This is a genomic window from Arthrobacter sp. B10-11 (assembly GCF_033142195.1).
Classification (GTDB): domain Bacteria; phylum Actinomycetota; class Actinomycetes; order Actinomycetales; family Micrococcaceae; genus Arthrobacter; species Arthrobacter oryzae_C.
Genome location: NZ_JAWMTH010000001.1, coordinates 335,884 through 360,215 on the forward strand (window position 1 = coordinate 335,884; position 24,332 = coordinate 360,215).

At 65.4% G+C, this 24,332-nt stretch carries 23 protein-coding genes; 3 read left to right on the forward strand and 20 right to left on the reverse strand.

All coding sequences use genetic code 11. The features are described 5' to 3' along the window. Positions 1 to 3 precede the first annotated feature (3 nt). The 8 genes from RW112_RS01640 to RW112_RS01675 form a co-directional block, all read right to left on the reverse strand. Positions 4 to 1,779 carry a DEAD/DEAH box helicase gene (locus RW112_RS01640; protein ID WP_317780131.1) on the reverse strand — a complete coding sequence of 592 codons (1,776 nt, stop codon included), beginning with the start codon at positions 1,777 to 1,779 and terminating at the stop codon, positions 4 to 6. 215 nt (positions 1,780 to 1,994) lie between these two features. Continuing rightward, complete coding sequence (locus RW112_RS01645) at positions 1,995 to 2,330, reverse strand: DUF3039 domain-containing protein (protein WP_305941462.1); 336 nt, start codon at positions 2,328 to 2,330, stop codon at positions 1,995 to 1,997. A 38-nt stretch (positions 2,331 to 2,368) separates the two neighbouring features. Beyond that, the gene (nagB, locus tag RW112_RS01650; RefSeq protein WP_317780132.1) at positions 2,369 to 3,151 is read right to left on the reverse strand and encodes a glucosamine-6-phosphate deaminase; all 783 of its coding nucleotides are present in this window, start codon (positions 3,149 to 3,151) and stop codon (positions 2,369 to 2,371) included. A 61-nt stretch (positions 3,152 to 3,212) separates the two neighbouring features. Beyond that, positions 3,213 to 4,784 (reverse strand): transporter, encoded by a 1,572-nt coding sequence (locus RW112_RS01655; protein WP_317780133.1) that lies wholly within the window; start codon positions 4,782 to 4,784, stop codon positions 3,213 to 3,215. Further along, complete coding sequence (locus tag RW112_RS01660; RefSeq protein WP_317780134.1) at positions 4,766 to 5,572, reverse strand: ABC transporter ATP-binding protein; 807 nt, start codon at positions 5,570 to 5,572, stop codon at positions 4,766 to 4,768. Before RW112_RS01660 ends, RW112_RS01655 begins: the two co-directional genes overlap by 19 nt. Positions 5,573 to 5,646: 74 nt before the next feature. Beyond that, positions 5,647 to 6,747, reverse strand: coding sequence for an NADH:flavin oxidoreductase/NADH oxidase (locus RW112_RS01665; RefSeq protein WP_317780135.1), 1,101 nt, complete (start codon positions 6,745 to 6,747; stop codon positions 5,647 to 5,649). Then, a complete protein-coding gene (locus RW112_RS01670; protein WP_317780136.1) occupies positions 6,747 to 7,778 on the reverse strand; it encodes a tetratricopeptide repeat protein in 1,032 nt (343 codons plus the stop codon). The genes RW112_RS01665 and RW112_RS01670 overlap by 1 nt, the downstream gene beginning before the upstream one ends. Positions 7,779 to 7,827: 49 nt before the next feature. Then, positions 7,828 to 9,618: a hypothetical protein gene (locus RW112_RS01675; protein ID WP_317780137.1), complete on the reverse strand. Its 1,791-nt coding sequence runs from the start codon at positions 9,616 to 9,618 to the stop codon at positions 7,828 to 7,830. A gap of 235 nt (positions 9,619 to 9,853) precedes the next feature. Here RW112_RS01675 and RW112_RS01680 point away from each other — a divergent pair, with 235 nt between their 5' ends. Further along, on the forward strand, positions 9,854 to 11,110 hold the full coding sequence (locus RW112_RS01680; RefSeq protein ID WP_411709859.1) for an AI-2E family transporter: 1,257 nt from the start codon (positions 9,854 to 9,856) through the stop codon (positions 11,108 to 11,110). 48 nt (positions 11,111 to 11,158) lie between these two features. Here RW112_RS01680 and RW112_RS01685 read toward each other — a convergent pair whose 3' ends face one another. Together RW112_RS01685 and RW112_RS01690 are read right to left on the reverse strand one after the other, a co-directional pair. Further along, positions 11,159 to 11,959 (reverse strand): alpha/beta hydrolase, encoded by an 801-nt coding sequence (locus RW112_RS01685; RefSeq protein ID WP_317780139.1) that lies wholly within the window; start codon positions 11,957 to 11,959, stop codon positions 11,159 to 11,161. Between the two features lie 10 nt (positions 11,960 to 11,969). Beyond that, positions 11,970 to 12,314, reverse strand: coding sequence for an ATP/GTP-binding protein (locus RW112_RS01690; protein WP_317780140.1), 345 nt, complete (start codon positions 12,312 to 12,314; stop codon positions 11,970 to 11,972). Between the two features lie 70 nt (positions 12,315 to 12,384). Between RW112_RS01690 and nucS the strand changes: the two genes are divergently transcribed. Both nucS and RW112_RS01700 read left to right on the forward strand, forming a co-directional pair. Beyond that, entirely contained in the window at positions 12,385 to 13,080 is a 696-nt protein-coding gene (nucS, locus tag RW112_RS01695; protein WP_011692440.1) for an endonuclease NucS, read from the forward strand. Between the two features lie 294 nt (positions 13,081 to 13,374). Beyond that, positions 13,375 to 13,578, forward strand: a complete 204-nt coding sequence (locus RW112_RS01700; protein WP_011692441.1) for a cold-shock protein — start codon at positions 13,375 to 13,377, stop codon at positions 13,576 to 13,578. Between the two features lie 178 nt (positions 13,579 to 13,756). On the opposite strand, the gene RW112_RS01705 is transcribed toward RW112_RS01700, so the two are convergent. The 10 genes from RW112_RS01705 to atpE form a co-directional block, all read right to left on the reverse strand. Continuing rightward, positions 13,757 to 16,267 (reverse strand): DUF2156 domain-containing protein, encoded by a 2,511-nt coding sequence (locus tag RW112_RS01705; protein ID WP_317780808.1) that lies wholly within the window; start codon positions 16,265 to 16,267, stop codon positions 13,757 to 13,759. Positions 16,268 to 16,344: 77 nt separating this feature from the next. Continuing rightward, the gene (locus tag RW112_RS01710) at positions 16,345 to 17,718 is read right to left on the reverse strand and encodes an alpha/beta hydrolase (protein WP_317780141.1); all 1,374 of its coding nucleotides are present in this window, start codon (positions 17,716 to 17,718) and stop codon (positions 16,345 to 16,347) included. A gap of 5 nt (positions 17,719 to 17,723) precedes the next feature. Further along, on the reverse strand, positions 17,724 to 18,155 hold the full coding sequence (locus tag RW112_RS01715; RefSeq protein WP_305941474.1) for a DUF2550 domain-containing protein: 432 nt from the start codon (positions 18,153 to 18,155) through the stop codon (positions 17,724 to 17,726). A gap of 10 nt (positions 18,156 to 18,165) precedes the next feature. Next, positions 18,166 to 18,450 (reverse strand): F0F1 ATP synthase subunit epsilon, encoded by a 285-nt coding sequence (locus RW112_RS01720; RefSeq protein WP_011692445.1) that lies wholly within the window; start codon positions 18,448 to 18,450, stop codon positions 18,166 to 18,168. A 1-nt stretch (position 18,451) separates the two neighbouring features. After that, positions 18,452 to 19,906, reverse strand: coding sequence for a F0F1 ATP synthase subunit beta (gene atpD / locus RW112_RS01725; protein ID WP_305941475.1), 1,455 nt, complete (start codon positions 19,904 to 19,906; stop codon positions 18,452 to 18,454). An 82-nt stretch (positions 19,907 to 19,988) separates the two neighbouring features. Then, positions 19,989 to 20,882, reverse strand: a complete 894-nt coding sequence (locus RW112_RS01730; RefSeq protein ID WP_317780143.1) for a F0F1 ATP synthase subunit gamma — start codon at positions 20,880 to 20,882, stop codon at positions 19,989 to 19,991. Between the two features lie 76 nt (positions 20,883 to 20,958). Continuing rightward, positions 20,959 to 22,596 carry a F0F1 ATP synthase subunit alpha gene (atpA, locus tag RW112_RS01735; RefSeq protein ID WP_305943656.1) on the reverse strand — a complete coding sequence of 546 codons (1,638 nt, stop codon included), beginning with the start codon at positions 22,594 to 22,596 and terminating at the stop codon, positions 20,959 to 20,961. A gap of 82 nt (positions 22,597 to 22,678) precedes the next feature. Continuing rightward, a complete protein-coding gene (locus tag RW112_RS01740) occupies positions 22,679 to 23,506 on the reverse strand; it encodes a F0F1 ATP synthase subunit delta (protein WP_317780144.1) in 828 nt (275 codons plus the stop codon). Beyond that, positions 23,506 to 24,054, reverse strand: coding sequence for a F0F1 ATP synthase subunit B (locus RW112_RS01745; RefSeq protein WP_305941478.1), 549 nt, complete (start codon positions 24,052 to 24,054; stop codon positions 23,506 to 23,508). Before RW112_RS01745 ends, RW112_RS01740 begins: the two co-directional genes overlap by 1 nt. A 53-nt stretch (positions 24,055 to 24,107) precedes the next feature. After that, a complete protein-coding gene (gene atpE / locus RW112_RS01750) occupies positions 24,108 to 24,326 on the reverse strand; it encodes an ATP synthase F0 subunit C (protein WP_011692451.1) in 219 nt (72 codons plus the stop codon). Positions 24,327 to 24,332 lie beyond the last annotated feature (6 nt).

The window sequence follows — 24,332 nt, forward strand, 5'->3', positions numbered from 1 at the left end:
CTCCTACTTACGGCCGATGAACCAGTCCTGAAGCTTCCGGAGCCTGGCCTGCAGCTGCTCCTCGTTGGCCTGCGCCACCGGGGGCCCGCCGCACACGGTGCGGAGCTTCGTGTGCACCACCCCGTGCGGCGTTCCGGTCCGCGCGGACCAGGCAGCCACATTCTTGGCCAGTTCGTTGCGCAGCTCCATCAGCATCCGGTGGTCCGGCACGGCCGGTGCCGGGGCACTCTCCGGAGCCCTCAGCTTTTTGCGGCTCTGCTGTTCGTGCTGGCGCTGGCGGAGCAGGGTTCCCACCTGCTCGGCATCCAGGAGGCCCGGGATGCCCAGGAAGTCCAGCTCATCATCGGAGCCGATGTCGCCGCCCGTGCCGAACTCGCCGCCGTCGAACAGGACGCGGTCGAATGACGCCTGCGAGTCAAGGGCCTCAAACTTGCCCTTGGTGAGGCTGTCCGAGGCCTTCTCCTCGCGGTTGGCCTCATCCATGAGCGAGTCCTCCGGATTGAACAGGCCGTCACCGTCCTCTTTCTCCGGCCGGTCCAGGGCATGGTCCCGCTCAGCCTCCATCGAGTTCGCCAGCGCGGTCAGCTGGGGAACGGACGGCAGGAACACCGACGCCGTTTCGCCCCGCTTCCGCGCACGCACGAAGCGGCCCACGGCCTGGGCGAAGAACAGCGGCGTCGATGTGGACGTGGCGTAGACCCCGACCGAAAGCCGCGGGACGTCAACGCCTTCGGACACCATGCGGACAGCCACCATCCAGCGTCTCTCGCTGGCGGTGAATTCCTCGATCTTGCTGGATGCCTTGGCGTCATCGGAAAGGATCACCGTGGGAGATTCGCCGGTGATTTTCTTCAGCTGGCCAGCATAGGCGCGGGCGTCCTCGTGATCGGTGGCGATGACCAGGCCGCCGGCGTCGGGCACGGTGCGGCGGACTTCGCTCAGGCGCTTGTCCGCCCCGGCCAGGACGGCCGGGATCCACTCACCGGCCGGGTTGAGCGCTGTCCGCCAGGCGTGCGCGATGATGTCCTTGGTGACGGCCGATTCACCCAGGGAAGCCGCCATCTCCTCTCCGCCGCTGGTGCGCCAGCGCATCTGTCCCGAGTACGCCATGAACATCACGGGGCGGACCACATGGTCACGGAGGGCGTTGCCGTAGCCGTAGGTGTAGTCGGCTTTGGACCGGCGGATACCGTCCCGGTCCTCGGCATACTCCACGAAGGGAATGGGGGACGTGTCAGAGCGGAACGGCGTTCCCGTGAGCGATAGCCGCCGCGCGGCCGGGTCGAAGGCCTCGCGCAGCCCGTCACCCCAGGACAGGGCTTCGCCGCCGTGGTGGATCTCGTCGAGGATCACCAGGGTCCGGGCCGCTTCAGTCTTCGCACGGTGCAGCATGGGTTTGCTGGCAACCTGGGCATAGGTCACGGCGACGCCGATGAAGCCGCGGCCGTGCTGCCCGTCCGAGTTCTTGAAGTTGGGGTCGATCGCGATGCCCACGCGCGCCGCAGCATCGGCCCACTGGCGCTTGAGGTGATCCGTGGGCGCCACGATGGTCACGCGGTTCACGGTGCCGGCTTCGATCAGCATCGAAGCCACCCGCAGGGCGAAGGTGGTCTTGCCTGCCCCGGGCGTCGCCACCGCGAGGAAGTCCCTGGGACCGGTAGCAAAATAGCGGTCGAGCGCTTCCTGCTGCCACGCGCGGAGCTTCGGCGCGGTTCCCCACGCTGCCCGTTCGGGGTACGCCGGCGGCAGCGTTGGCCCGCCAAAGAGTGTCTCCGTCACGCAGAGCCCTCAATTCCCCGCATTGCGGCAGCCGTGAGCGAAAGACACATAAACATAAACACCAATCTGTTCCGGAGGAGCCGCATCGCTCCGGTCATTAAAATCTTCGTGGTCACGGAACGCGCGCAGCAGAGATCAGCGCCCCGTTGTTGTAATGCCCCGCCCTGTCCGGACGGGCCGGCCGCCCCGTTAATCAGGCGGCCGGTGAAACGGCCCTATTTGGCGGAGTCGCCGTCGGAACCCTTGCCGCCGTCCTTGCCGGGGCGCAGGCCTTCGTAGACCTCTTTGCACTGCGGGCAGACCGGGAACTTCTGCGGATCGCGGCCGGGGGTCCACACCTTGCCGCACAATGCGATGACCGGCTCGCCCGTCATAGCAGATTCCATGATCTTCTCTTTGCGCACGTAGTGGGAGAACCGTTCCCGGTCACCGGGCTCCACTTCCTGGCGCAGTTCCTCGCGCTCGATAGTGGCAGTGGACGTTCCTGCTCCGGAAAGCTCACGCATCGGGTCGTTTTCGAGGGGGTCCGTCATGCTAGTCATGGCATCCATCTTAGCCGTTGTGCCGGACAAAAAACCGGAACACCAAACTACAGGCCCTGCCACGCAGGCTTGTTGTCATAGGTGTGGCGGTAGTAGTCGGCCAGCCGCAGCGAGGAGGCGGCGGCCTCGTCCACCAGTACCGTGACATGGGGGTGCAGCTGCAGGACAGAGGCCGGGCAGATGGCGGCAACAGGCCCCTCGACGAGGTCCCGGACAACCTGCGCTTTCTGGGCGCCGGTGGCAAGCAGGATCACATGGTTGGCGTCCAGGATGGTGCCGAGCCCCTGCGTCACCACATGGTGGGGAACATCATGGATGCCGTTGAAGAACCGGGCGTTGTCCCGGCGTGTCTGCTCGATGAGGCTCTTGATCCGCGTCCGCGACGCGAGCGACGAGCCGGGCTCGTTGAATGCGATGTGGCCGTCCGTGCCGACTCCCAGCAGTTGGAGGTCAACTCCGCCGGCGGCCTTGATGGCGTCCTCGTAGGCCCGGCAGGCCGCGGGGATGTCCGCCGCCGAGCCGTCGGGACTGTACACGTTCCCGGGTGCAATATCCACGCGGTCCGTGAACTCCCGGCGGATGACCTCGCGGTAGCACTGGGGATGTCCCGGCTCCAGTCCGACATATTCGTCCAGGGTGAACCCGCGGACCCGGCTGAAGTCGAGGCGGCCCTCCTCCTGCCGACGGGCCAGTTCGCCGTAGACCGGCAGCGGCGAGGATCCTGTGGCAAGGCCGAGAACCGCATCGGGTTTTCGGCGCAGCAGGGCCTCGACGGCGTCTGCCGCCAGGGACCCGATCTGTTTGCTCCCCGGAAGAATTACCACTTCCATGGCCTACCGCCTTTCCGCGTATGTCGTCCCATCATGTCCCGGATCATGCCCTTGGCCAGGCCTAGCGGTTGACCGAGAGTTGTGCCAGCAATTCGGGGCCGCGCGCGTCAAGCCATTTCCCGCCGAGACGGACCCCTGTCACGAACAAGGCAAGGCCCAGGACCGGGCCCAGCACCAGGTTGATCCATCCGGCCGCCACGTTGCCCGTGATGGACTGCGTGAGGACCAGGGCCGCCTCCGGCAGCACCAGGACCAGCAGCACGCCCATCCCGCCGAACTGGACCGCCATGGTCTGGGCCACGTTGCCCGGCGGCTTCTTGAACGGGCTGTCGCCCGGGAGCGGCACCGCCACGGTATACCGTGCCGAAATGACTGATGCCAGGCCCAGTCCGGTGAACAGGATGCCGAGCGACAGCCCGAGCAGCGCCGGCAGCCACTCCCACTCCCCCGTGAAGAAAAACGGGCCGACGCTGAAGACCAGCACGACCGGAAGGGCGAACGCCAGGCACGCCAGTGCCCGCCCCAGCCTGTCATGCACGCCGCGCACGCCGCTGGCGAGGTGGAGGGCGAAGGCGGTGTTGTCGTAGGACACATCCGCGGAAATGGACCAGGCCAGCAGGAAGGCGGCTAGCGGGCCGATGATCGACAGTGCGCCGTAGTCGCCGGTCTGGCTCGCCTGGAAGAACATCAGGACGGGCAGCAACGGAATGACAACGAGGGACCCTGAGTACCGGGGATCCCTGATCCAGTACGTGAGGGCACGGGCGGTAATGGCGCCTGTAGGCGTGGCCGGCAGCACCGCGAAGAGGCCCATCCGGCCGCCGCGTTTCCTGCCGCCCCCTGCGTAGGGCGGCGTGACCAGCGCGCGCTGCAGGAGGACCTTCCAGCACCAGGCGAGGCCCGCCAGGGTGGCCAGCGCGATCACGAGCTTCACCGCCGCGGGACCGTAGTGGCCCGCCGCGGTATCTCCGCCCAGCGACCAGGCGGCACCGGCCGGGGTCCACGCCAGCACCCCGGCAAGGTCGGCCAGGAAGCCGGCGGAGCCCGCCGCCCCCTGGACCACGAACGCCACGATCGGCCCCATCAGCATGAGCGGCACCATGAAGGCGAGCGCACTGACGTCCTTGAACCTCCGGGAGGATGCCAGGCCGGCAGTCGCCGTCGTCACCACCTTGGAAAGGACGATGCACGTCAGAACACCCAGGACGGCTCCCGCTGCGGCAGCCCCGACGGCCGGCGCTCCCCTGCTCCAGGTGCCCACCGTTGCCAGCGCCACGAGGAGGGTGGCGATGCCGGGAATGCCGATCAAGCCGCCGAGGGCGAGGCCGGTCAGCAGCTGGGGCATCGGTACCGCTGCCGTGGTGAAGCGGGCCGGATCCAGGGTCATGTCAGCCGAGGACGCGATCACGGGGACCACGCCCCAGCCCAGCAGGGCCGCCGAACCGCCCAGTACCACCACGGTGTGGGCGAATTCCAGGTCTGCAGTCCGGAGCAGCACCAGCGCCGTGCCGAAGAAGCCGGCTATCCCGACGGCGTATAGTCCGCCGATGATCAGCCCCAGCAGCTGCCAGGGGCTGCGCCGGAGGCTGTTGCGCAGGAGCGTCAGCTTGAGCCTCAGAAGGTGCGCAACCATTCCAGGCCTTCCGTCTGGCTCCGGCCGCCCACCAGTTGGACAAAGCGGTCCTCCAGTGACGCGCCGGCCCGGACTTCCGCCACCGTACCGGCTGCCAGGACCCTGCCTGCCGCCACCACGGCCACGTGGTCGCACATCCGCTGTACGAGGTCCATGACGTGGCTGGAAACAATCACTGTTCCGCCGGATTCAACGTAGCGGTCCAGGATGTCGCGGATGTTGGCCGCGGAGACCGGGTCCACCGACTCGAACGGTTCATCCAGCACCAGCAGCCTGGGTGCATGGATGAGGGCGGAGGCCAGGGCGATCTTCTTGGTCATGCCTGCTGAGTAATCCACCACCAGGGTTCCGGCGTCGGCGCTGAGATCAAGCGCGGCCAGGAGTTCCGCCACCCTGGTGGACACCACATCCTTGTCCATCCCCCGCAGCAGGCCCGCATAGCTCACCAGCTGCTCCCCCGTCAGGCGGTCGAACAGCCGCACGCCGTCGGTAAGGATGCCCATGAGCTTCTTGGCTTCGAGCGGCCGTCCCCAGACGTCGGTGCCGTGCACCAGGGCAGTGCCGAAGTCCGGCCGGAGCAGGCCCGTGGCCATGGAGAGCGTGGTGGTCTTCCCGGCGCCGTTGGGACCCACTATCCCGTAGAAGGACCCGGCCGGAACGTCCAGGCTGATGCCGTCCACAGCGATCTTCCCGCCGAAACGCTTGGCGAGGCCGCGGATGGACAGCGCCGGAACCGTGTGGTCCCGGGGGCCGGCGGACGGATGTAGACCGGGTTGCGGTTCAGTCATGGTGCCAGCGTAGTCTTTTCCCCGTGCGGGGAGGGTCCTCCGAAAGAGTTACTTTCCTGCCGGAAGGGTTACTCCTAGAAAGAGTGGCGGGGAACGGCCCGTTCGTATTGCGGGGCCCACGGAAGCTCGTGGCCGAGTTCGAAGGCGGCGCGCAGCCACCAGTGCGGGTCCCGGAGGGCGGCGCGGGCAATGAAAACCCCGTCAGCCTGGCCGGTAGCAACGGCGTGTTCTGCCTGCCCGGCAGCGGTCAGGAGCCCCACGGTGCCGGTCCGGACTCCTGCCTCGCGCCGGATCCTGGCCGCGAAACCTGTCTGGTAGCCGGGACCGGCCGGGATCTGCTGATGTGCGACGGCCCCGCCGCTGGACACGTCCACCAGGTCCACCCCGTGTTCGGCTGCAGCGCCGGCCAGCCGGACCGACGCGGCGGCGTCGATCCCGCCTTCGGCCCAGTCCGACGCGGAGATCCGCAGCAGCAGCGGCATCGAATCCGGGATGACGTTCCGCACGGCGTCCACCACGGCCAATGTCAGCCGGTTCCGGCCGGACTCGTCGCCGCCCCAGGCATCGGTGCGGTCGTTGATGAGCGGGCTCTGGAACTGGTGCAGGAGGTAGCCGTGCGCGCCATGGATCTCAATCGTGTCGAACCCCGCGTCAACGGCCCGCACAGCGGCCGCAGCGAAGTCGGCTATGACGCCGTCGATCTCCGCCGCTGTCATGGCAGCGGGGGCGGCATAGCCGTCAAACGCCCCGGTGCCGGGCCCCACGGTCTGCCAGCCGCCGTCGGACGCCGGGACCGAGCCGCGTTCCCCGGAAAAGGGCCAGTACGTCGAGGCCTTCCGGCCGGCGTGCGCCAGCTGGGTGCCGATCTTGGCGTCAGCGGCGCCGTAACGGTGCACGAACGCCGTAATCCGCTCCCACGCCGCGGCCTGCTGGTCGTTGTAGAGGCCGGCGTCGCGCGGGCTGATGCGGCCCGCCGCGTTCACCGCCGCCGCTTCGGTGAGGATCAGTGCCGCTCCCCCGGCGGCGAAGGAACCCAGGTGCATGAGGTGCCAGTCGTGCGGCACGCCTTCGCCGGTCTCCGGGCCGCAGCTGTACTGGCACATGGGCGAAACCCAACCGCGGTGGCGGAGCGTGAGGGAGCGCAGCTCCAGCGGCGAAAAGAGCGCCGAGTGCATTAAAACAGCACCCGTGCCAGCCCCTGCCGCGCCTTGGCGACGCGTTCATCGGACGGGCCCACGACTTCGAAGAGTTCGAGCAGGCGTACCCGGGCGGTCTCGCGCTCCGGGCCGAAGTTCCGGCCGATGAAGCTGACGATCCGGCCCAGGGCGTCCTCGATGTGGCCGCCCGCGATGTCCAGGTCCGCCACGCCCAGCTGGGCGTCAAGGTTGTCCGGCTGTTCGGCCGCGAGCTGGCGCAGCGCATCGCCGTCCGGACCGGTCAGGGACTGCAGGCGATCCATCAGCTCCACCTGGGCGAGTCCGGCCTTGGCTTCGGCATCCGCCGGCATTTCCAGCAGGGCCTGACGGTAGGCCGCGGCAGCGGCGGCGAAGTCGCCGGCTTCAATGGCGTCGTAGGCGGCCTGGTGCAGTGGCGGCAGCGGGGCCGGTTCGGGCTCGGCAGCGGTTGCGCCGGCGCCCAGGCTGCCGGTGACGCCGTTCGCAGCAGCCACCTTGAGCAGTTCATCGAGCAGGTTGCGCACCTGCTGTTCGTCGGCTCCACCCTGGAACAGTGGCACCGGCTGTCCCTTCACCACTGCTACTGCGGTGGGGACGGCCTGGACCTGGAAAGCCTGGGCAAGCTGCGGGAAGGCGTCGATGTCCGCGGCCCCCAGGACAAGGCGTCCGCCATAGCTGTTGATAATGCCTTCAAGGACGTTGAGCAGCTCGCCGGAGGCCGGCGAGTAGCTTGCCCACAGCCCGAAGACGACCGGAACCTGTGCGGACAGTTCAACGAGCTGCTGGAAGTTCGCCTCGGTAACGTCCACGCGAAGGGGCTGTCCGCCGGTATCCGGCGACGCTCCCTGGGCGTGCCCTGCCGCCGCAGCGGCGCCGGGCTGGCCCGGAGCAGGCTGTCCGGGACCCGCGGCGGGTGACTGGCCGGCGGGCGGCGCGGGGCGCTGCTTGAGGCTGGAAAGGTCGACGGCGCCGCGCAGGTTGAGCTGGCTGGCAGCGGCTGGAGGGACTGGTCGGGAGGCTGGCGAACTCATAGCCTCCACTTTAGCCACTCCGGCCGCTGCCGGTCATACCCGGTGCGGGCTACTTGAAGCTGGCTCCGACCAGCCCGCGGGTGGCGGCCACGAGCTTCATCGGGTCCTTGGATCCGGTCGGCGGAATGTACACCGCCATGGACTCGGCGAAGTTGAGCACCATGCCGGAGCTCGTTTCCTTGCCGCCGGCCAGCACCGCAGCGTCGTCTCCGATGGCCAGCTTGTCGCCTTCGGCCTTGGGCGTTCCGTCGAAGGCGAAGTTCAGGCGGCCGAGGACCAGGGCGCCGCCGTCGGCGGTGCGGAACACCACGGTCTCTTCGGGAACAACTTTATGCGTGAAGCTGAAGTTACCGTTGACGCCGGTCTTGGCCACGTCCGCCTGGTACGCCAGGGTGTCCGCGATGTACGGCGAGGACTGGCCCTCCACCAGCTTGTCCTTGAACGTCGAGTCAGACTTGGTCAGGCGGTCCCCCAGCCCGGCAAGGGCTTCGGCACCGCTGTAGAGCAGGCCCGACTTGTCGTCGGCGGCCAGGGTCTCCGTGCCGGTGCGTCCGATGGCCGGGAACGTGGTGCCCGGCTGCAGCGGGGTGGTTTCAACGAGCTTGTAGTTCTCGCGCGGGGACTTCTGTACGAGGGTCAGGAGCTGGGGCACAACATTGCCTTCACCCTGGGTGACGGCCAGCACCGAGCGGGGCCACGCGCGCTTGCTGGTCACGACCGTGGTCAGCAGCTTGGTGGCGCGGACAGGCATGCGCGCCTCGTAGGCGCCCACCTGAGAGCGGATCTTGTAGTTCTGTGTGCGGACCTCGAGCTCGGTGCGGTCCACGCGTGACTTGAGCTTCGCAGCGTCCTTGGCGGCGTCGCCCGCGTCCACCGTGCTCGAGACCTGTTCCAGGATGCGGCGGAACTGGGCATCGAGGAGCACCGGCGAATCCGCGGCGGTGTCTGCCGCGGCAGTTTCGCTGGTGGACGGAGACGGGGCCGGCGTCGTGGTTGCCTGGGCTGCCACGCCGGTTCCTGCCACGATGGTGGCGGCAAGCGCAACCATCGCCACGCCGGCCCGGCCGGGGGCGAAGGCGGCGTTTGAATTGGCGGTGCCGGGCTGCTTTTCAACAGGCGCAGGGCCAGCGGGTGCCGGCTTGTCGGCCGGACGTGCTGCGCGGGCACGGCGGACAAGCTTGTCCTTCATGGATTCGCCGGATTCGTCCCCGCTGTCTCCGGCAGGCTTGCCGCCCTTCGGCTTGAACACCAGCAGGGCCAGACCGGCCAGCACCAGGAGGCCGCCAAGGACCATCAACGGCACGGCCCACGGAGTGGATGTGTCATTGGGGAACGTCATGGAGATGGACGACGGCGCCGGCTTGGTTCCGTCGGAAGCCAGCAGCAGAGACCACTCGCCGTCTGCCGGGGCACTCCAGGTGTAGTTCAGTTCACCGCTGGCGTTCTCGGTGGTGACCCACAGATCGGACCCTGCGGGCGACGGGGCGGCTGCTTCGCCGTCCGTATGCGTCAGCTGAAGCTCTTTGTTGTCTTCGGAAACTCCGGAGACCGTGTTGTGGCCCGTCTTGCCCACCCAGGCATCCACGTCGTCGGGACGGCCTGCCGCCAGCATGAAGCTGCCTTCGCCCTTGACGTTGATCTTGACCGTACCCCCGTGAAGGGTCCGCAATTTCTGGTCGATAACGGTCAGTGGTGCGGCCGTGCCGTCGGACGGTGCCGAGGCGGTTACGGTCTCGGCCGGAGCCCAGATGGTCTTCTGTCCTACGCCGGCCAGCAGTGTCAGGAGGCCGAGCAGCACTAGTGCAACTGCAGTCTTGAAACGCAAAGGGATACCTATCATCAGCGGGGGTTTACCTTCAATAGTAACCGTTTTGTTACCAATGAGTCAGATCGGGGCTTGGTTCACAGCCTAGGGCAACTGGCGGGGCCCACGGGAAAACAGGGCGCTGACAGGCCTGCTGATAGTGTTTGCGATGATCATCACACGGCCCCGCAGCAGCGGCGCCACGGACGGTAAAGGGCCCCAAAACGCAGTGACTGAACACACGGATTCGTCCACCCCGGAACAGGAAACAATGCCTGGATCCGGCGCCCGGGAAAGCGCGACGGCGGGTGCGCAGCACCCGCGCAAACCGTTCCTGCCCGGCCTGGCCGCTGCGGTGGTGCGCAGGCTGCAGACACCCCTTCCCGGCGCGCAGCCCAGGCTCCGTTTCGAAATGCCGCCGGAGTCCGCCGAGGATTCCACCACGCCTGTCACGGAGACCAGCACGCGCTTCGGACATCCCGGCCCCCGCATGTCATCCCAGCATCCCCTATATATGGGCTTTATGGGCACCGTGGGCGTCGGCCTGGCTTTGCTCGTCTACTGGATCGGGTCCAACACCACGCAGCTCCTGCTTTGGATTGTGACTGCGCTCTTCATCGCCCTGGGCCTGGACCCGGTGGTGCGCTGGCTGGAGGGACGCAAACTGCCGCGTCCCATCGGCATCCTGGTGTCAGTGACAGTCCTGGTCTCCGCCGTCGCCGGCTTCTTTGCCACCTTGATCCCCACGATCGTCCAGCAGGTGACCCAGATTGTTGAGGAGGCGCCCCGGTGGATCACGGACTTCATCAACTCGGAGTTCTTCCGCAGCGTGGACGACCAGTTCGGCGTCCGGGAGCGCATTACGCAGGAGCTGGAAAAATTCGTTAACGATCCGGACGCCATGGGCGGCATCTTCGGCGGGGTGGTCGGCTTCGGTTCCACGGTGGCCAACGGCCTTTTCGGAACCCTCATTGTCCTTGTGCTCAGCCTGTACTTCCTTGCGGCCCTTCCCGCCATGAAAAAGTGGGGCTACAGGTTGGCTCCGCGCTCCCGGCGGCAGCGGGTGGAAGCACTGTCGGAAGAGATCACCGGCTCCGTCGGCAACTATGTCATCGGCCAGGCCTGCGTGGCGCTGCTGAATGCGACCTTCGCGTTCATCGTGATGTCAATCGCCGGCGTCCCCTTTGCCGTCCTGCTGGCGTTCGTGGTGGCCCTGCTGGCGTTCATCCCGCTGGTCGGCGGAATGATCGCAGGCGTCCTCGTGACGCTGATCTCCCTGACCGCCGGCTGGCAGACCGCCGTTGTCTACGCCATCTGCTACTTCGCCTACCTGCAGTTCGAGGCCTATTTCATCTCGCCCCGCATCATGCAGAAGGCGGTGGCTGTGCCCGGCGCCGTGGCGGTGATCTCCGTGATCGCCGGCGGCAGCCTCCTGGGCGTACTCGGCGCCCTCATCGCGATTCCCACCGCTGCGGCGGTCATGCTGCTGGTCAAGGAAATCTTCATCGTCCGCCAGGACAAGCACTAGCTGGCAACCGCCGCGGTCTCCGGCACAACACCCGCCGGGCCGGTGCGCCTAAGGGGCGGCCGACGCTACCGGCCCGTTCCATTCCTGCGGCAGGCCCCCGGGGCCCGCGCCACGTTCCGTGACTTCGTCAACGATTTCGTTCAGTACGCGGGCGGCATATTTCTCGCCCACCCAAAGGTGCTTGGCGCCGTCGACCCCCACAACCTCAGCCTGCGGCACCAGGCTGAAGCGCTCCGCGGCGGCCGCCGGCTGGAGGTAGTCATCGTGTTCGGGAACCAGTACTTTCAGGGGCTTGCCCGCGGCTGCCCACGCCTTGAGGTGTTCATCCGTTGCACGGTGCAGCGGCGGCGACAGCAGGACGGCGCCTTCCACCTGTGAGGCCACCGGCTCCGCCGCCCCGTACATCAGTGCCAGTTCCGTGCCAAACGACCAGCCCACCAGCCAGCGGTTGGGCAGGTTCCGGGACGACGCAAATCGGACGGCAGCTTCAACGTCGAGCCGTTCGCCGACGCCCTCTTCGAAGCGGCCTCCGCTCGTGCCGCGGGGGGAACTGGTCCCCCTGGTGTTGAACCTGAGGACGGCCACGCCGGCCAGGGCGGGCAACCGGTACGAGGCCTTGCGGTACACGTGCGAGTCCATGAAGCCGCCGTGCGTGGGCAGCGGATGAAGCGTAATTAGCGTGGCAACAACGTCGCCCGATTCCGGCAGGGCGAGCTCGCCGACGAGGACGTGGCCGTCCTCCGTCTGCAACTCCACATTCTCCCGGCGCGCCGGAAGGACTGTCGACGCCCGGATGGCAGTTGTTTCGGAAGGCTGGCTGAATACGAACGACGCCGGGTCAAAAGTCATGACTAACAGCTTAGCGATAGCGGTACGTGCGTGAGGTCCAGCAGTTGGAGTGCCAGTGCCGCCGCTCCGACAGTCCCGCGGCCGCACCGAACAGGTGGTCCTCAGACCAGACCACCAGGTGTTCGACGCCGGGCAGGACCGCCGTCGAACAGCCCGGGCAGATGTAGGACTTTTCGGCCCGCTTGGCCGTCATGGTGCGCACCATCCACTCGCCGTCGGGGGCGCTCTCCCGCCGTGAGATCCCCGACCTCGCCCGCTCCAGGTCCAGTTCCGGCACGGGGCCGGCGGCGTGCTTGCGGCTGGCCTGTCCCAGTTTTCCGGAGGCGGCACGGCGGGGGCGGTTGGAACGGGGCATGCCTCCATTCTGCCCCAGCCCGGGGCCCCGCGCTGTTCCTGCCGACGGCCCAGGCGGTAGTGTTTACCGGGTGCGTTTAGTGATAGCCCGTTGTTCTGTTGATTATGTTGGCCGGCTCAAGGCCCATCTCCCCCTTGCCACCCGGCTCCTGCTGGTGAAGGCGGACGGGTCCGTCCTGGTGCACTCCGACGGCGGCTCGTACAAGCCGCTGAACTGGATGAGTCCCCCGGCGAGCCTGAGGGTCTCCACCCCCGACGAAGTGGACCTGGAGCTCGGCGTCACCGAGCAGTGGACTGTCCAGTCCGCCAAGACCGACGACCGGCTCATCATCAATATCCACGAGCAGCTGCATGATACGTCCCATGAACTCGGCCAGGACCCCGGACTCATCAAGGACGGGGTGGAAGCTGACCTGCAGCGGCTGCTGGCCGATCAGATCGAACGGCTCGGCACGGGATTTTCACTGATCCGGCGCGAGTACTTCACCGCCATCGGCCCGGTGGACATCCTGGCCAGGGATGCGGACGGTGCCACGGTCGCCATCGAGCTCAAACGACGCGGTGATATTGACGGCGTCGAACAGCTGACCCGATATCTGGAACTGCTGAACCGGGACCCGCTGCTGGCGCCGGTCCGCGGCATCTTCGCCGCCCAGCAGATCAAGCCGCAGGCAAAGGTCCTGGCCAACGACCGGGGCATCGACTGCGTCACCCTGGACTACGACGCCATGCGCGGCGTTGACGACAGCGAGTCGCGCCTCTTCTAATGGGCCGCCGGGCATTTGCCGGGCTGATGTCATAACGAAGCGGTTCACATGGGCTTTACGCAAAATTTATCGAATTCCCCCTTTTACCCGTTGACCAGACGGAACCCACATGAAATTCTTATCTAAGTCTTTGTGTAGGTGTTTTTCATGCTCGCAAGACATGTTGCGAGCGCGAAGCTTCGTCAGCTAGTGTCCGGTTCCACCGGGCGGCAAGCCAGGATTCTTCTCGCGGAGTGACCAAGTGCGGCACGAAGTGTGCCGGACTTAAGCAAGTTCCACAATGAGGAGATATACATGGCACAGGGAACCGTCAAGTGGTTCAACGCTGAAAAGGGCTTCGGCTTCATTACCCCGGATGACTCCGACGGTGATGTCTTCGTTCACTACTCGGAGATCCAGACCGGTGGGTTCAAGACCCTCGACGAGAACCAGCGCGTTCAGTTCGAGATCGGCCAGGGCGCCAAGGGCCCCCAGGCCACCGGTGTAACTCTGGTCTAGTCCCTCGTCGGCGCGCCGCCCACGGGCGGCATCCTGCGAATCAATGATCCTCGGCATTCGTGCCGGGGATCATTTTTTTGCGTGATATCCATTCACGCGCCAACGCATTGTTCCCTGTCATAAATGTTTTAGGAAACTGAAAACAACGTGCAGATAATGCACCGCCCGCGTTACGTAATTAGCGGACCAGGGTCCTGAGCAGCCGGGCGCTCTGGCGGACGGAAAGTCCGGGAAGGTAGGCACGGCTCAGGGCCCGGCCTATGGCAGGCAGTTGCAGGGGGTCCTGGTAATAGAGGTACAGCGTGCGGTAATCAGGTTTGAACCGTGATTTGAAAGTGGCCAGGGACTGGAACCCGTATACCGGCTCCAGTGCCCGCCCCACCACATCAAGGATCGCCGTGAGGGTCTCAGGCTCCTGACCTGTCCCCTGCTCCCCCGGCGCGTCGGACGTGGCCGCTTCTGCGGGCTCTTTAGCCAACGGCGAACCAGACAGCGAAATGACTTCCACCGAATTTCTCAACTCCAGCACGGCTGATGCGATCAGGAACTCCATGACCCCGGGGAATCCGTCGTCACGCCGTCGCATGAAATCAAGGGTCCAACTGACTACGCGGCCTTCCTCAAAGACGGGCAGCCAGCTGGTGACGCCGTGCGCCAGGCCATCGGCGTCTACCGCGACGCAGCACAGTACGTCGTCGTCCATCAGTTCATCCATGCCGCCGAGTGTAAAACCCATTTCCGGAACGCTTTTCTGCGCTGCCCATTCCTCGGAGACCTCAAGGAGCTGGGCACGCAACGCCGCCGGGAACCCGCTGTACCGTCCCCAGAGGGCTTCGACCCCGGTCTTGCGCGCGCGGTTCAAAGCGGTGCGGACGTTCTGCCATTCCTTGCCTTTGAATTCGAGCTCCCTGATGGCCAGTCGGGTCTCCTGGGCCACGGCTACCCTGCTGAAGCCGCGGGTGCGGAGCAAAGGCCACAGCCCGTCGGTGCAGGAATAGAAGCAGGGCACCAGCGCGTGCTCAGCGCAGTACCGGATGAATCCGCTGGCGGCTTCCTCCCGCAGTGCGGGGTCACCGAACGGGCCGCCCAGTGTCAGGGCCACGCTGCCATGCTGCTGGTAGGCAATACCGGCGTCTGCGGCAGGAGTGAACCAGTACTTGTTCGGTTCCCACAGCGTCATCCAGGACAGCGAATCTCCGCCCCGGCGCACCAGCCGTCGGGCCACGTCCCTCGCCTCGGCGCCTGCGCCGGCACCGTGGTGATGCCCCAGCAGCACCACCCACACACCCGCCAGGGCGACGGCCCAGAAGAGGATCCCGGAGTAGGCGAACAGGAACGACTCCAGCGTTTGCCGGTCCCTGAAGACCCGGGAATACAGGCTGGGGATGGGCACCGGGAGGTATTGGCGGGCCAGTTCGGACACGAGCCCGGACAGCCCGCCGTCGCGCTCCATTCCGCCCGCCCCCAGCCAGGCAATGGTGTAGGTCCCGGCAAGTGCAGCCCAGGTTCCGGCAAGGACCCGGGTCAGGGTGCGCCGCGCTCCTGCCGGTGCCTCCACGCGGAACTGCCGCCGGTTGATCCACAGCAGGACGACGAGCAGCAGGGGAACTGCCACAAGCGGGAGCACGTGGACAAATCCCGAACCCATAACAGCGGTGTGGGGCCGCGGCGGATAGTGCGGAATCCGGGCAAACAGCGTGAGGTAGACGGCTGACAGCGCCGTGACTGCCAGCTGGACTCCGATGGTGATCCGCCAGGCAAGCCGGCGTCCGCGCCTCAGCCCGTCGGCGCAGATCAGCAGGAGGAGCACGGGCACCACAGCCTGGGCAAGGCCCAGCGGACCGGCGAATCCCGAACGTCCGAGTTCCAGGCAGTTCACGTCAACGGTGCCGCCGCAGTTCTGCTCCAGCTGGCTGAGGGTTGGCAGCGGGTTCAGCACCACGTCCCGCAGCAGCGCCAGCGGACCCGTGGGGCTCCGGACAGCGGCCGTCAGGATGGGCCCGACAGCGAAGATCCCCACGATCAGGGCCAGGAGGTTCCTCGTCTCGCGACCGGTGGAGCGGTGCCGGTGGAGGGTCCCGTGGTCGCTCTGGATCCACCACCCGGCGGCAAGCCCGGCCACGGCGCCCAGGAACCCGACCACCGTCTCCGGATGTCCCACGTACAGGACGAGGAGCAGCGACGCCGACATGATTCCCGTGCGAAGGCGCCGCTGCCACAGGGCGGGCACGAGTCCGCTTGCCCCCAGCACGGCGGCCAGGACGGCGGCATACGGCCCGATAAGCCCGGCGTCCACCATCAGGCCCATCCAGCCGTCCCCGGCGTAACGGGCGAGCTGGGTGAACAGCAGGAACAGCGAGACGGCCGCGAACTGGCCGCCGAAGAAGAACGCAGCCGTCCGCAGCGTGCCCAGCCTGCGCTCGGCAAGTCCCAGCAACAGCAGGATCATGAGGGCGGCGGTGAGGTACGCAGCGGGATTCGTGGCGAAGAAGAGCGATGTGAACATGGACCACCAGCGCCCGTCCTTCAGCGCGGCCACATGTACTGATGCGACGTCCAGGAGGGCTTCCGGCGGCCCGGACAGGAAACTGTTGGTGGCCGCGCCCGTGCCAAGGAACAGGCCAAGGACAACGAGGGTAAACGGCACCGCCGTGAAATGTTCCCGCAGGCGGCGCAGGGCCCGCACCATCACGTCAGCCCAGGTGACGCTGCCGTCGGCCCCGGACGCGTCCCTGCCTATGTCGCGGAGGGCCTCCCGCTGGTTGGTCACGGCTGTATTCCCCAACGCTCGGCCACAAAGTCCAGCGCTGCGGGGAGGCCCCGGGAAGCGGCCTCCCAGGAGTGTCCGGTGTTGGCTACCGGCTGCGCCTGCACGGAAAAGCCTGCCTGGCGCGCCGCGGCGGACAGTTCGTCCATGTAGGCGAGGAACTCCGGGTCCCTCGAACCGGCACCGAAGTATACGGAGTGCCCCTCGAACCGCGTATCCCGCATGATGGCCAAAGGGGTCTGTCGGTCAAAAGCTTCCACGTCGCCGCCGAACGCTGCGTCAATCGTCTTCTGCCGTTCCTTTGCCAGCGCCGGCTCCCGCTCGCTCGAGAAGGCCAGGACCGACGTGTAGACGTCAGGATGGCGGGTACCCATCTGCAGGGCGCAGGTGGCCCCGAAGGAGAATCCCCCCGCTGCCCATTGCCGGTGGTCCGGGTCAACGTCAAGTGTCTGCTCGATCCAACGCGGCACATCCACGGCAAGGAATGTATCGGCCTTGGCAAGGCGGCTGTCCATGCAGAGCGTATTGGCGGACGCCGTGCCGTTCGGATCCACCACCACGACAACCGGAGCGACGCCGTCGTGGTCCTGGGCGAAACGGTCCATCCGGCTGCGCAGGGCACCCCCGGTGAGCCAGTCAGAGGGACTGCCCGGCTGACCGGAAAAGAGGACAAGGACCGGCAGCGCGGGGCGGGGTGTGGCCTGGTAGGCGGGAGGCAGGTAGATATACGCATCACGGCTGCTGAAACCCGAGGCGGTGCCCGGGATGACCGCCTTCCTCAGTACACCGGCCGGGGGCAACCCCTCCGGCGCGCGCCAGGAGGTGAGGGCGGCGGGGGCGCCGGCTGCAGGCTGGCGCTGCAGTCCGGCTTCGAGGGGTTGGATCCGGGCCACGGCCGTGCCCATGACGTCGCTGACCGTATGGTTGAGGCCGAAGTAGGCGTTGATCTGGACTGCGGCGAGCAGGAAGACTCCCAGCATCGCAGCCGTTGCGGCGGTCCTCCCCCGCCACGCGGACCGTCCCGCCGGACGAGAGCCAGCAGGAGGAGTACCCGCCGGCGAAGTACCAGCCGGAGAAGAAGGCTGCCGGAGTTTCCACAGCCGCAGCAGATACAGGAAGAGAGCGAAGACCACTGCCACAAACCACGCAAGCACTTCGCGCGGGAGACTCTCGGGCAGGGCGGAAAAGGCGTATATCAGCAGCCAGTGCACAGCGGCCACAACGCCTGCGGCGAGCAGCAGTGCCCCGGCAGCAGTCACGAGCCAGCGGCGTCCGCGGGCCCACAGCAGCCAGCCGAAGCCAACAGCACCGGCGGCCCAGGCAAACCACAGCACGGGTCCATCCGTGAGATGGACATCAGCGAGGAAGTCCACCGGCGTTAGCGCCAGGTGCCGACACCGATGACCGGCCCGGCTTCCAGCCACGACGACAGTCCGGTGTAGGCATCGAACTTCATGGCGAGCAGGACTTCCTGGCCCTCGTAGTGAAGTTCCACAATGACGGAGTCAGGCTGCACTTTCACGAGTTCCGCTTCGGTGGGCTGGCGGCGCCCCACCAGCTCCAGCGAACTGCGCCGGAACGTGTATTTGGGGCGGACACTGAGCGAGAGCAGCTTGAACCACTCAAGGTCGTTGTCCTGATAACGACAAACCCCCATCTGCCAGCCTTTTCCGGCCGTGCAAATGGAGGCGTCCACTGTGCCCAGGGCACGCCGCAGGTTAAAGCGGCGTACCCCGGACAGGCACAGTGCAAAAATCAGCAACGCAAAGACAGTTGCCAATGCGATGAACGGAAAACCGGGATCGTTCATCAAGGTAGTGCTAGCGGATCCCCGCGGTAGCCGCTTCACCCATTTGGGCGTTGTCAGCAACAATGACCACCCTGTTGTTGTCGACGGAGAAGAATCCGCCGTCGACAACTACAGCAATGCGCTCACCGGAAACCGGCTCAATGGCCAACTCACCTTCGGCCAGAATCGCCAGCAGGGGCGAGTGGCCGGGCAGGATTCCGATTTCACCATCGCTGGTGCGGGCCTTGACCATCTTGGCCGCTCCGGACCACACGAAGTGATCCGCTGCGACAATCTCAACCTCAAGCTCAGCCATATTACTTGGTCTGTTCCTGGATCTTGGCCCACTGGCGCTCAACGTCATCCAGGCCGCCGACGTTGAAGAACGCCTGCTCTGCCACGTGGTCAAGCTCGCCGTCGCAGATGGCGGTGAAGCCTTCAACCGTGTCCTTGATGGAAACGGTGGAGCCTTCGACGCCGGTGAACTGCTTGGCGGTGTAGGTGTTCTGGGAGAGGAACTGCTGGATGCGGCGTGCACGCGACACGACGATCTTGTCCTCTTCAGACAGTTCGTCAACGCCGAGGATGGCGATGATGTCCTGGAGTTCCTTGTTCTTCTGCAGGATCTGCTTCACACGGACAGCCGTGTTGTAGTGGTCCTTGCCGATGTACTGGGGGTCCAGGATTCGGGAAGTCGACGTCAGCGGATCCACAGCCGGGTACAGGCCACGCGAAGCGATTTCACGGGAAAGTTCCGTGGTCGCGTCGAGGTGGGCGAAGGTGGTGGCCGGTGCCGGGTCGGTGTAGTCATCTGCGGGAACGTAGATGGCCTGCATCGAGGTGATCGAGTGTCCCTTGGTGGACGTGATGCGCTCCTGGAGGAGACCCATCTCGTCAGCCAGGTTCGGCTGGTAACCCACGGCGGACGGCATGCGGCCGAGAAGGGTGGAAACCTCGGAACCTGCCTGCGTGAAGCGGAAGATGTTGTCGATGAAGAGCAGCACGTCCTGGTTCTGCACATCGCGGAAGTACTCCGCCATGGTCAGTGCGGAGAGTGCCACGCGCAGACGCGTTCCCGGCGGCTCATCCATCTGGCCGAAGACAAGGGCGGTGTCCTTGAGGACGCCTGCCTCTTCCATTTCAACCCAGAGGTCGTTACCTTCACGGGTACGCTCGCCAACGCCGGCGAACACCGAGGTGCCGCCGAAGTTGCGGGCAACACGGGTGATCATTTCCTGGATCAGCACGGTCTTGCCCACACCGGCGCCGCCGAACAGGCCGATCTTTCCACCCTTGATGTACGGGGTGAGGAGGTCGATCACCTTGATGCCGGTTTCCAGCATCTCGGTGGAGCCTTCGAGGGTCGCGAAGGCCGGGGCCTTGCGGTGGATGGCCCAGTGGTCCGAAGCCTGGATCTCGGACTCGTCAACGTCAAGCGGCTTGCCGAGGACGTTGAAGATGTGGCCCTTGACGCCGTCGCCGACGGGTACGGTGATGGGCGAGCCGGTGTCCACGACGCTGGTACCGCGGACGAGTCCGTCGGTGGCCTGCAGGGAGATGGCGCGGATGAGGTTGTCGCCCAGGTGCAGGGCTACCTCGAACGTGATGGTCTTGGTCTCACCGTTGAGAGTAATCTCCGTGGTGAGTGCGTTGTAAATCGAGGGGATTGCGTCAGCCGGGAATTCGACGTCGACAACCGGGCCAATAACACGTGCAATACGGCCGGTAGCACCGGACGTTGCGGCTACGTGTTCGGTAGCGGTGGCAGTCATCTCTCTCACTTCACTCAGTAGATGGCGTGGGGGTTAAGTTTATCTTTTGGTGCAGGTACAGCTGGATCCGTAACCGTGGTGGCTAGGACGCGTTCAAGGCGTCGGCACCGGCCACGATTTCGGAAAGCTCCTGCGTAATTTCAGCCTGGCGGGCAGTGTTGCGCAGACGCGTGTACTTCTTGATGAGGTCCGTGGCGTTGTCGCCGGCAGACTTCATCGCCCGCTGGCGGGCCGCGAGCTCGGAAGCTGCTGCCTGCAACATCGCGGCGAAGATACGTGATTCGATGTAGCGCGGCAGCAGAGCGTCGAGAACCTGCTCCGTTTCCGGCTCGAATTCGTAGAGCGGCAGGAGGTCCGACTCGGACGCGGCCTGCTCTTCGACAACCTCGAGGGGAAGCAGGCGGATGACCGTCGGTTCCTGCGTCACCATGGACTTGAAGCGGGTGTAGACGACGTGGATTTCGTCCACGCCATCCTCTTCGTACGCAGTGGCGAAATCTTCCAGCAGCGCTGCGCCGATTTCCTGCGCAGTCGCAAACTCCGGTGAATCCGTGTTGCCGGTCCATACCCGTGTGTAGGGACGGTTGCGGAAGTCGAAGTACGCCTGGGCCTTGCGGCCGACAACGTACGTCTTGACTTCCTTGCCTTCCTCACGGAGCAGCTCGGTGAGGCCTTCCGCCTGCTTGAGCACACTTGCCGAGTAGGAACCTGCGAGGCCACGGTCCGAGGTGATGACCAGGACGGCGGCACGGCGGATCTGCTCGGGCTCGGTGACCAGCGGGTGGTCGATTTCACTCTGGCTTGCGACAGCAGAAACGGCACGCGTGATCGCGTTTGCGTAAGGCAGTGAAGCCGCTACGCGTGCGCGGGCCTTGCCGATGCGCGAGGTAGCGATCAGTTCCATCGCCTTGAAGATCTTGCGCATCGACGTCGTCGAGCTGATCTTCTGGCGGTAGACCCGAATCTGGGCTCCCATACTTATCCTTTCCTAAGATCCCGGTGGCCGGGACTGCCGGAACCCGTATGGGTCCCGGCAGTCCCTGCCAGCGAAACTAGCGCTTCTGCTTGACGATTTTTTCCTGGTCGACCTGCGCCTCGTCGATGGGGGCGTATTCCTCGTGCCCCGCACCAACCAGGAGGTTGTCGCCCTCGCCGAAGAAGCCCTTCTTGAAGGCCACGATCGAGGTCTTCAGTGCTTCTGCGGTGTCATCGTCCATGACGTTGGTCTGAGCCAGCGTCGTCAGGATGGAGGACTTGTGCTTCAGGTGCTCCAGGAACTCGGTCTCGAAGCGGTTGATGTCCTCAACCGGAACGTCGTCCAGGTAGCCGTTGGTACCGGCCCAGATGGAGACGACCTGGTTCTCGACCGGGAACGGCGAGTACTGGCCCTGCTTGAGCAGTTCCATCAGGCGTGCACCACGGGTCAGCTGCTGGCGCGATGCGGCGTCGAGATCCGACGCGAACATTGCGAAGGCCTGCATGTCGCGGTACTGGGCCAGTTCCAGCTTCAAGGTACCGGAGACCTTCTTCATGGACTTGACCTGCGCTGCGCCACCCACGCGGGAAACGGAGACGCCCACGTCGACGGCGGGACGCTGGTTGGCGTTGAAGAGGTCCGACTGCAGGAAGATCTGGCCATCGGTGATGGAGATCACGTTGGTCGGGATGTATGCGGAGACGTCGTTTGCCTTGGTCTCGATGAGCGGCAGACCGGTCATCGAGCCTGCGCCCAGCTCGTCGGAGAGCTTGGCACAACGCTCCAGGAGGCGGGAGTGCAAGTAGAAGACGTCGCCCGGGTAGGCTTCGCGTCCCGGCGGGCGGCGGAGCAGCAGCGACACTGCACGGTAGGCCTCAGCCTGCTTGGACAGGTCATCAAACACAATGAGGACGTGCTTGCCGCCGTACATCCAGTGCTGGCCGATAGCCGAACCGGCGTAGGGGGCCAGGTACTTGAAGCCTGCGGGGTCGGACGCGGGGGAAGCCACGATGGTGGTGTATTCCAGTGCGCCGTTGTCCTCGAGGGTCTGGCGGACAGCCGCGATGGTGGACGCCTTCTGGCCGATGGCCACGTAGATGCAGCGCACCTGCTTGGTGACGTCCCCGGAAGCCCAGTTGGCCTTCTGGTTGATGATGGTGTCGATGGCAATTGCCGACTTGCCGGTCTGGCGGTCGCCGATGATCAGCTGACGCTGGCCGCGGCCGATCGGGATCATGGCGTCGATAGCCTTCAGACCGGTCTGCATCGGCTCGTGAACCGACTTGCGCTGGGTCACGCCGGGCGCCTGGAGTTCCAGGGCACGGGTGGTTTCAGCCTTGATTTCGCCGAGGTCGTCGATCGGCTGGCCCAGCGGGTCAACCACGCGGCCGAGGAAGGCATCGCCAACCGGCACGGACAGAACCTGTCCCGTGCGGTGGACTTCCTGGCCTTCTTCGATCCCGGTGAAGTCACCGAGGATAATGACACCGATTTCGCGGACGTCAAGGTTCTGGGCCAGGCCCAGCGTGCCGTCTTCGAAACGAAGCAACTCGTTCGCCATGACCGAGGGAAGGCCCTCAACACGGGCGATGCCGTCACCTGCGGTGGTCACACGGCCGACCTCTACGCGCTCTGCGTTTCCGGGTTCGTAGGACGCCGCGAACTCGTTCAACGCAATACGGACGTCGTCGGCGTTGATGGTCAATTCGGCCATCTGCAGTCCCTGCTCTCCTGTTTTCGTGATCATCGTTGTCACGATGACCGGGGTTTCTATCAGTTAAGTTGTGCTTGTCCGGTTAGCCGGCAAGCTGACGCTGGAGCTGGCCCAGGCGGTTCAGTACAGAAGCGTCAAGCACTTCATCACCAACCTGGATCCGGATGCCACCGATCAGTGCCGGGTCAACGTTCATGTTGATCTTGAGCTCGCGCCCGTACAGGGCGTTCAGCCCTGCCTGCAGTCGGCTGGTCTGTGTCTCCGTCAGCGGACGGGTGACGCTGACCGTTGCGATCCAGCGCTGCTGGCGCTTGGCTGCAAGTTCTGCGAAACGACGCACAAGGTTGGTCGCCTTGAGGCCACGGGGCTGCGAAACTGCCTGTCCGATGAGGACTTTCGCTTCCTCGCTTGCATGGGGAACGAGCTTTTCGGCGAGGGCAATCTTGGCAGCCGGGTTCGCCTGCGGCTCGGACAGAGCACGCTGTACCTCGTGGCTGGAACCAACGGCATGGTTGAAGGCGAACAGATCGTTCTCCAGCGTTTCCAGTCCGGTGATTCCTGAGGCAGAGACGGCCGACTTGTTCTCAGCAACGGCAATTACCACCGAAGCGGCAAGAGTCTCGAGTGCATCGCCGATATCCCGAGCTGACGCCCAGCGTGAACCGGCCAGTCCGCTCGCGATGTCCGCAGCATCAGTGGAGACTTTTCCACCGAAGAGCTGCTTGACCAGTGCCGACTTTTCGTCACCGCTGCGGGACGGGTCAGTCAGGGCACGGCGCAAGCCAGCCGAGCTGTCCACCGTTTCCAGGATTCCGAAGAGTTCCTTTGCCAACTGCAGCGAAGCGAAGGGAAGCTTGGCTTCCAATGCCACCAGCGCCGCGGTCAGCGATTCGCTCGATACACCTGCCATTACTTAGCTACACCTGCGTTCTGGTTCTCCAGATCTGCCAGGAAACGGTCAACCACGCGGGCTGCACGTGCATCGTCGCTGAGTGACTCGCCAACGATGCGGCTTGCCAGCGTGGTTGCCAGCGTGCCGACCTCGGAGCGAAGCGACACAACGGCCGCCTGGCGCTCGGATTCGATCTGGGCGTGCGCGTGTGCGGTGATGCGGGCAGACTCTGCAGCTGCCTTTTCCTTCAGGTCCGCCAGGATCTGGGCGCCTTCGGCACGGGCTTCCTCGCGGATGCGGTTGGCTTCTGCACGGGCGTCGGTGAGCTGCTGCTTGTACTCTTCGAGTGCAGCAGAAGCCTCTGCCTGGGCCTTTTCAGCCTTGGCGATGCCACCTTCAATAGCCTCGGCACGCTCTGCGAACGTCTTCTCGAACATCGGGACAACGAACTTGACCACGATGTAAAAGAGGACAGCAAAGCCGGCCAGGACTACGCCCATTTCCCAGGGATTGGGAACGAGCGGATTAGTGCCTTCGGTGGCGGCTGAGATGATCGTCTGATTCATGTTTCACCCGTCCTTATCTACTCGGTTTCTGGATGTTCGCTAAGTTCTAACGCTTAGGAGAGAACGAAAGCGAAGACCAGGCCGAGGATGGCGAGTGCTTCAGTCAGCGCAAGGCCGAGGAATGCGATCGGCTGCAGGACGCGCTGGGCTTCCGGCTGACGTGCCACACCATTGATGTAAGCCGCGAACACGAGACCCACACCGATACCACCGCCGATAGCGGAGAGGCCGTAGCCGATGAGGTTGAGGGAGCCGTTGATGGAGCCTTCCATTTTTCT

Coding starts and splice junctions, on each gene's coding strand:
- atpD (WP_305941475.1), bottom strand. CDS start 19,906: ATGACTGCCACCGCTACCGAACACGTAGCCGCAACGTCCGGTGCTACC.
- RW112_RS01690 (WP_317780140.1), bottom strand. CDS start 12,314: ATGCCCCGTTCCAACCGCCCCCGCCGTGCCGCCTCCGGAAAACTGGGA.
- atpE (WP_011692451.1), bottom strand. CDS start 24,326: ATGGAAGGCTCCATCAACGGCTCCCTCAACCTCATCGGCTACGGCCTC.
- RW112_RS01685 (WP_317780139.1), bottom strand. CDS start 11,959: ATGACTTTTGACCCGGCGTCGTTCGTATTCAGCCAGCCTTCCGAAACA.
- RW112_RS01670 (WP_317780136.1), bottom strand. CDS start 7,778: ATGAGTTCGCCAGCCTCCCGACCAGTCCCTCCAGCCGCTGCCAGCCAG.
- RW112_RS01675 (WP_317780137.1), bottom strand. CDS start 9,618: ATGATAGGTATCCCTTTGCGTTTCAAGACTGCAGTTGCACTAGTGCTG.
- RW112_RS01645 (WP_305941462.1), bottom strand. CDS start 2,330: ATGGATGCCATGACTAGCATGACGGACCCCCTCGAAAACGACCCGATG.
- RW112_RS01730 (WP_317780143.1), bottom strand. CDS start 20,882: ATGGGAGCCCAGATTCGGGTCTACCGCCAGAAGATCAGCTCGACGACG.
- RW112_RS01745 (WP_305941478.1), bottom strand. CDS start 24,054: ATGAATCAGACGATCATCTCAGCCGCCACCGAAGGCACTAATCCGCTC.
- RW112_RS01680 (WP_411709859.1), top strand. CDS start 9,854: ATGCCTGGATCCGGCGCCCGGGAAAGCGCGACGGCGGGTGCGCAGCAC.
- RW112_RS01705 (WP_317780808.1), bottom strand. CDS start 16,267: ATGGTGCGGGCCCTGCGCCGCCTGCGGGAACATTTCACGGCGGTGCCG.
- RW112_RS01700 (WP_011692441.1), top strand. CDS start 13,375: ATGGCACAGGGAACCGTCAAGTGGTTCAACGCTGAAAAGGGCTTCGGC.
- RW112_RS01720 (WP_011692445.1), bottom strand. CDS start 18,450: ATGGCTGAGCTTGAGGTTGAGATTGTCGCAGCGGATCACTTCGTGTGG.
- nagB (WP_317780132.1), bottom strand. CDS start 3,151: ATGGAAGTGGTAATTCTTCCGGGGAGCAAACAGATCGGGTCCCTGGCG.
- atpA (WP_305943656.1), bottom strand. CDS start 22,596: ATGGCCGAATTGACCATCAACGCCGACGACGTCCGTATTGCGTTGAAC.
- RW112_RS01660 (WP_317780134.1), bottom strand. CDS start 5,572: ATGACTGAACCGCAACCCGGTCTACATCCGTCCGCCGGCCCCCGGGAC.
- RW112_RS01740 (WP_317780144.1), bottom strand. CDS start 23,506: ATGGCAGGTGTATCGAGCGAATCGCTGACCGCGGCGCTGGTGGCATTG.
- RW112_RS01715 (WP_305941474.1), bottom strand. CDS start 18,155: ATGAACGATCCCGGTTTTCCGTTCATCGCATTGGCAACTGTCTTTGCG.
- RW112_RS01655 (WP_317780133.1), bottom strand. CDS start 4,784: ATGGTTGCGCACCTTCTGAGGCTCAAGCTGACGCTCCTGCGCAACAGC.
- RW112_RS01665 (WP_317780135.1), bottom strand. CDS start 6,747: ATGCACTCGGCGCTCTTTTCGCCGCTGGAGCTGCGCTCCCTCACGCTC.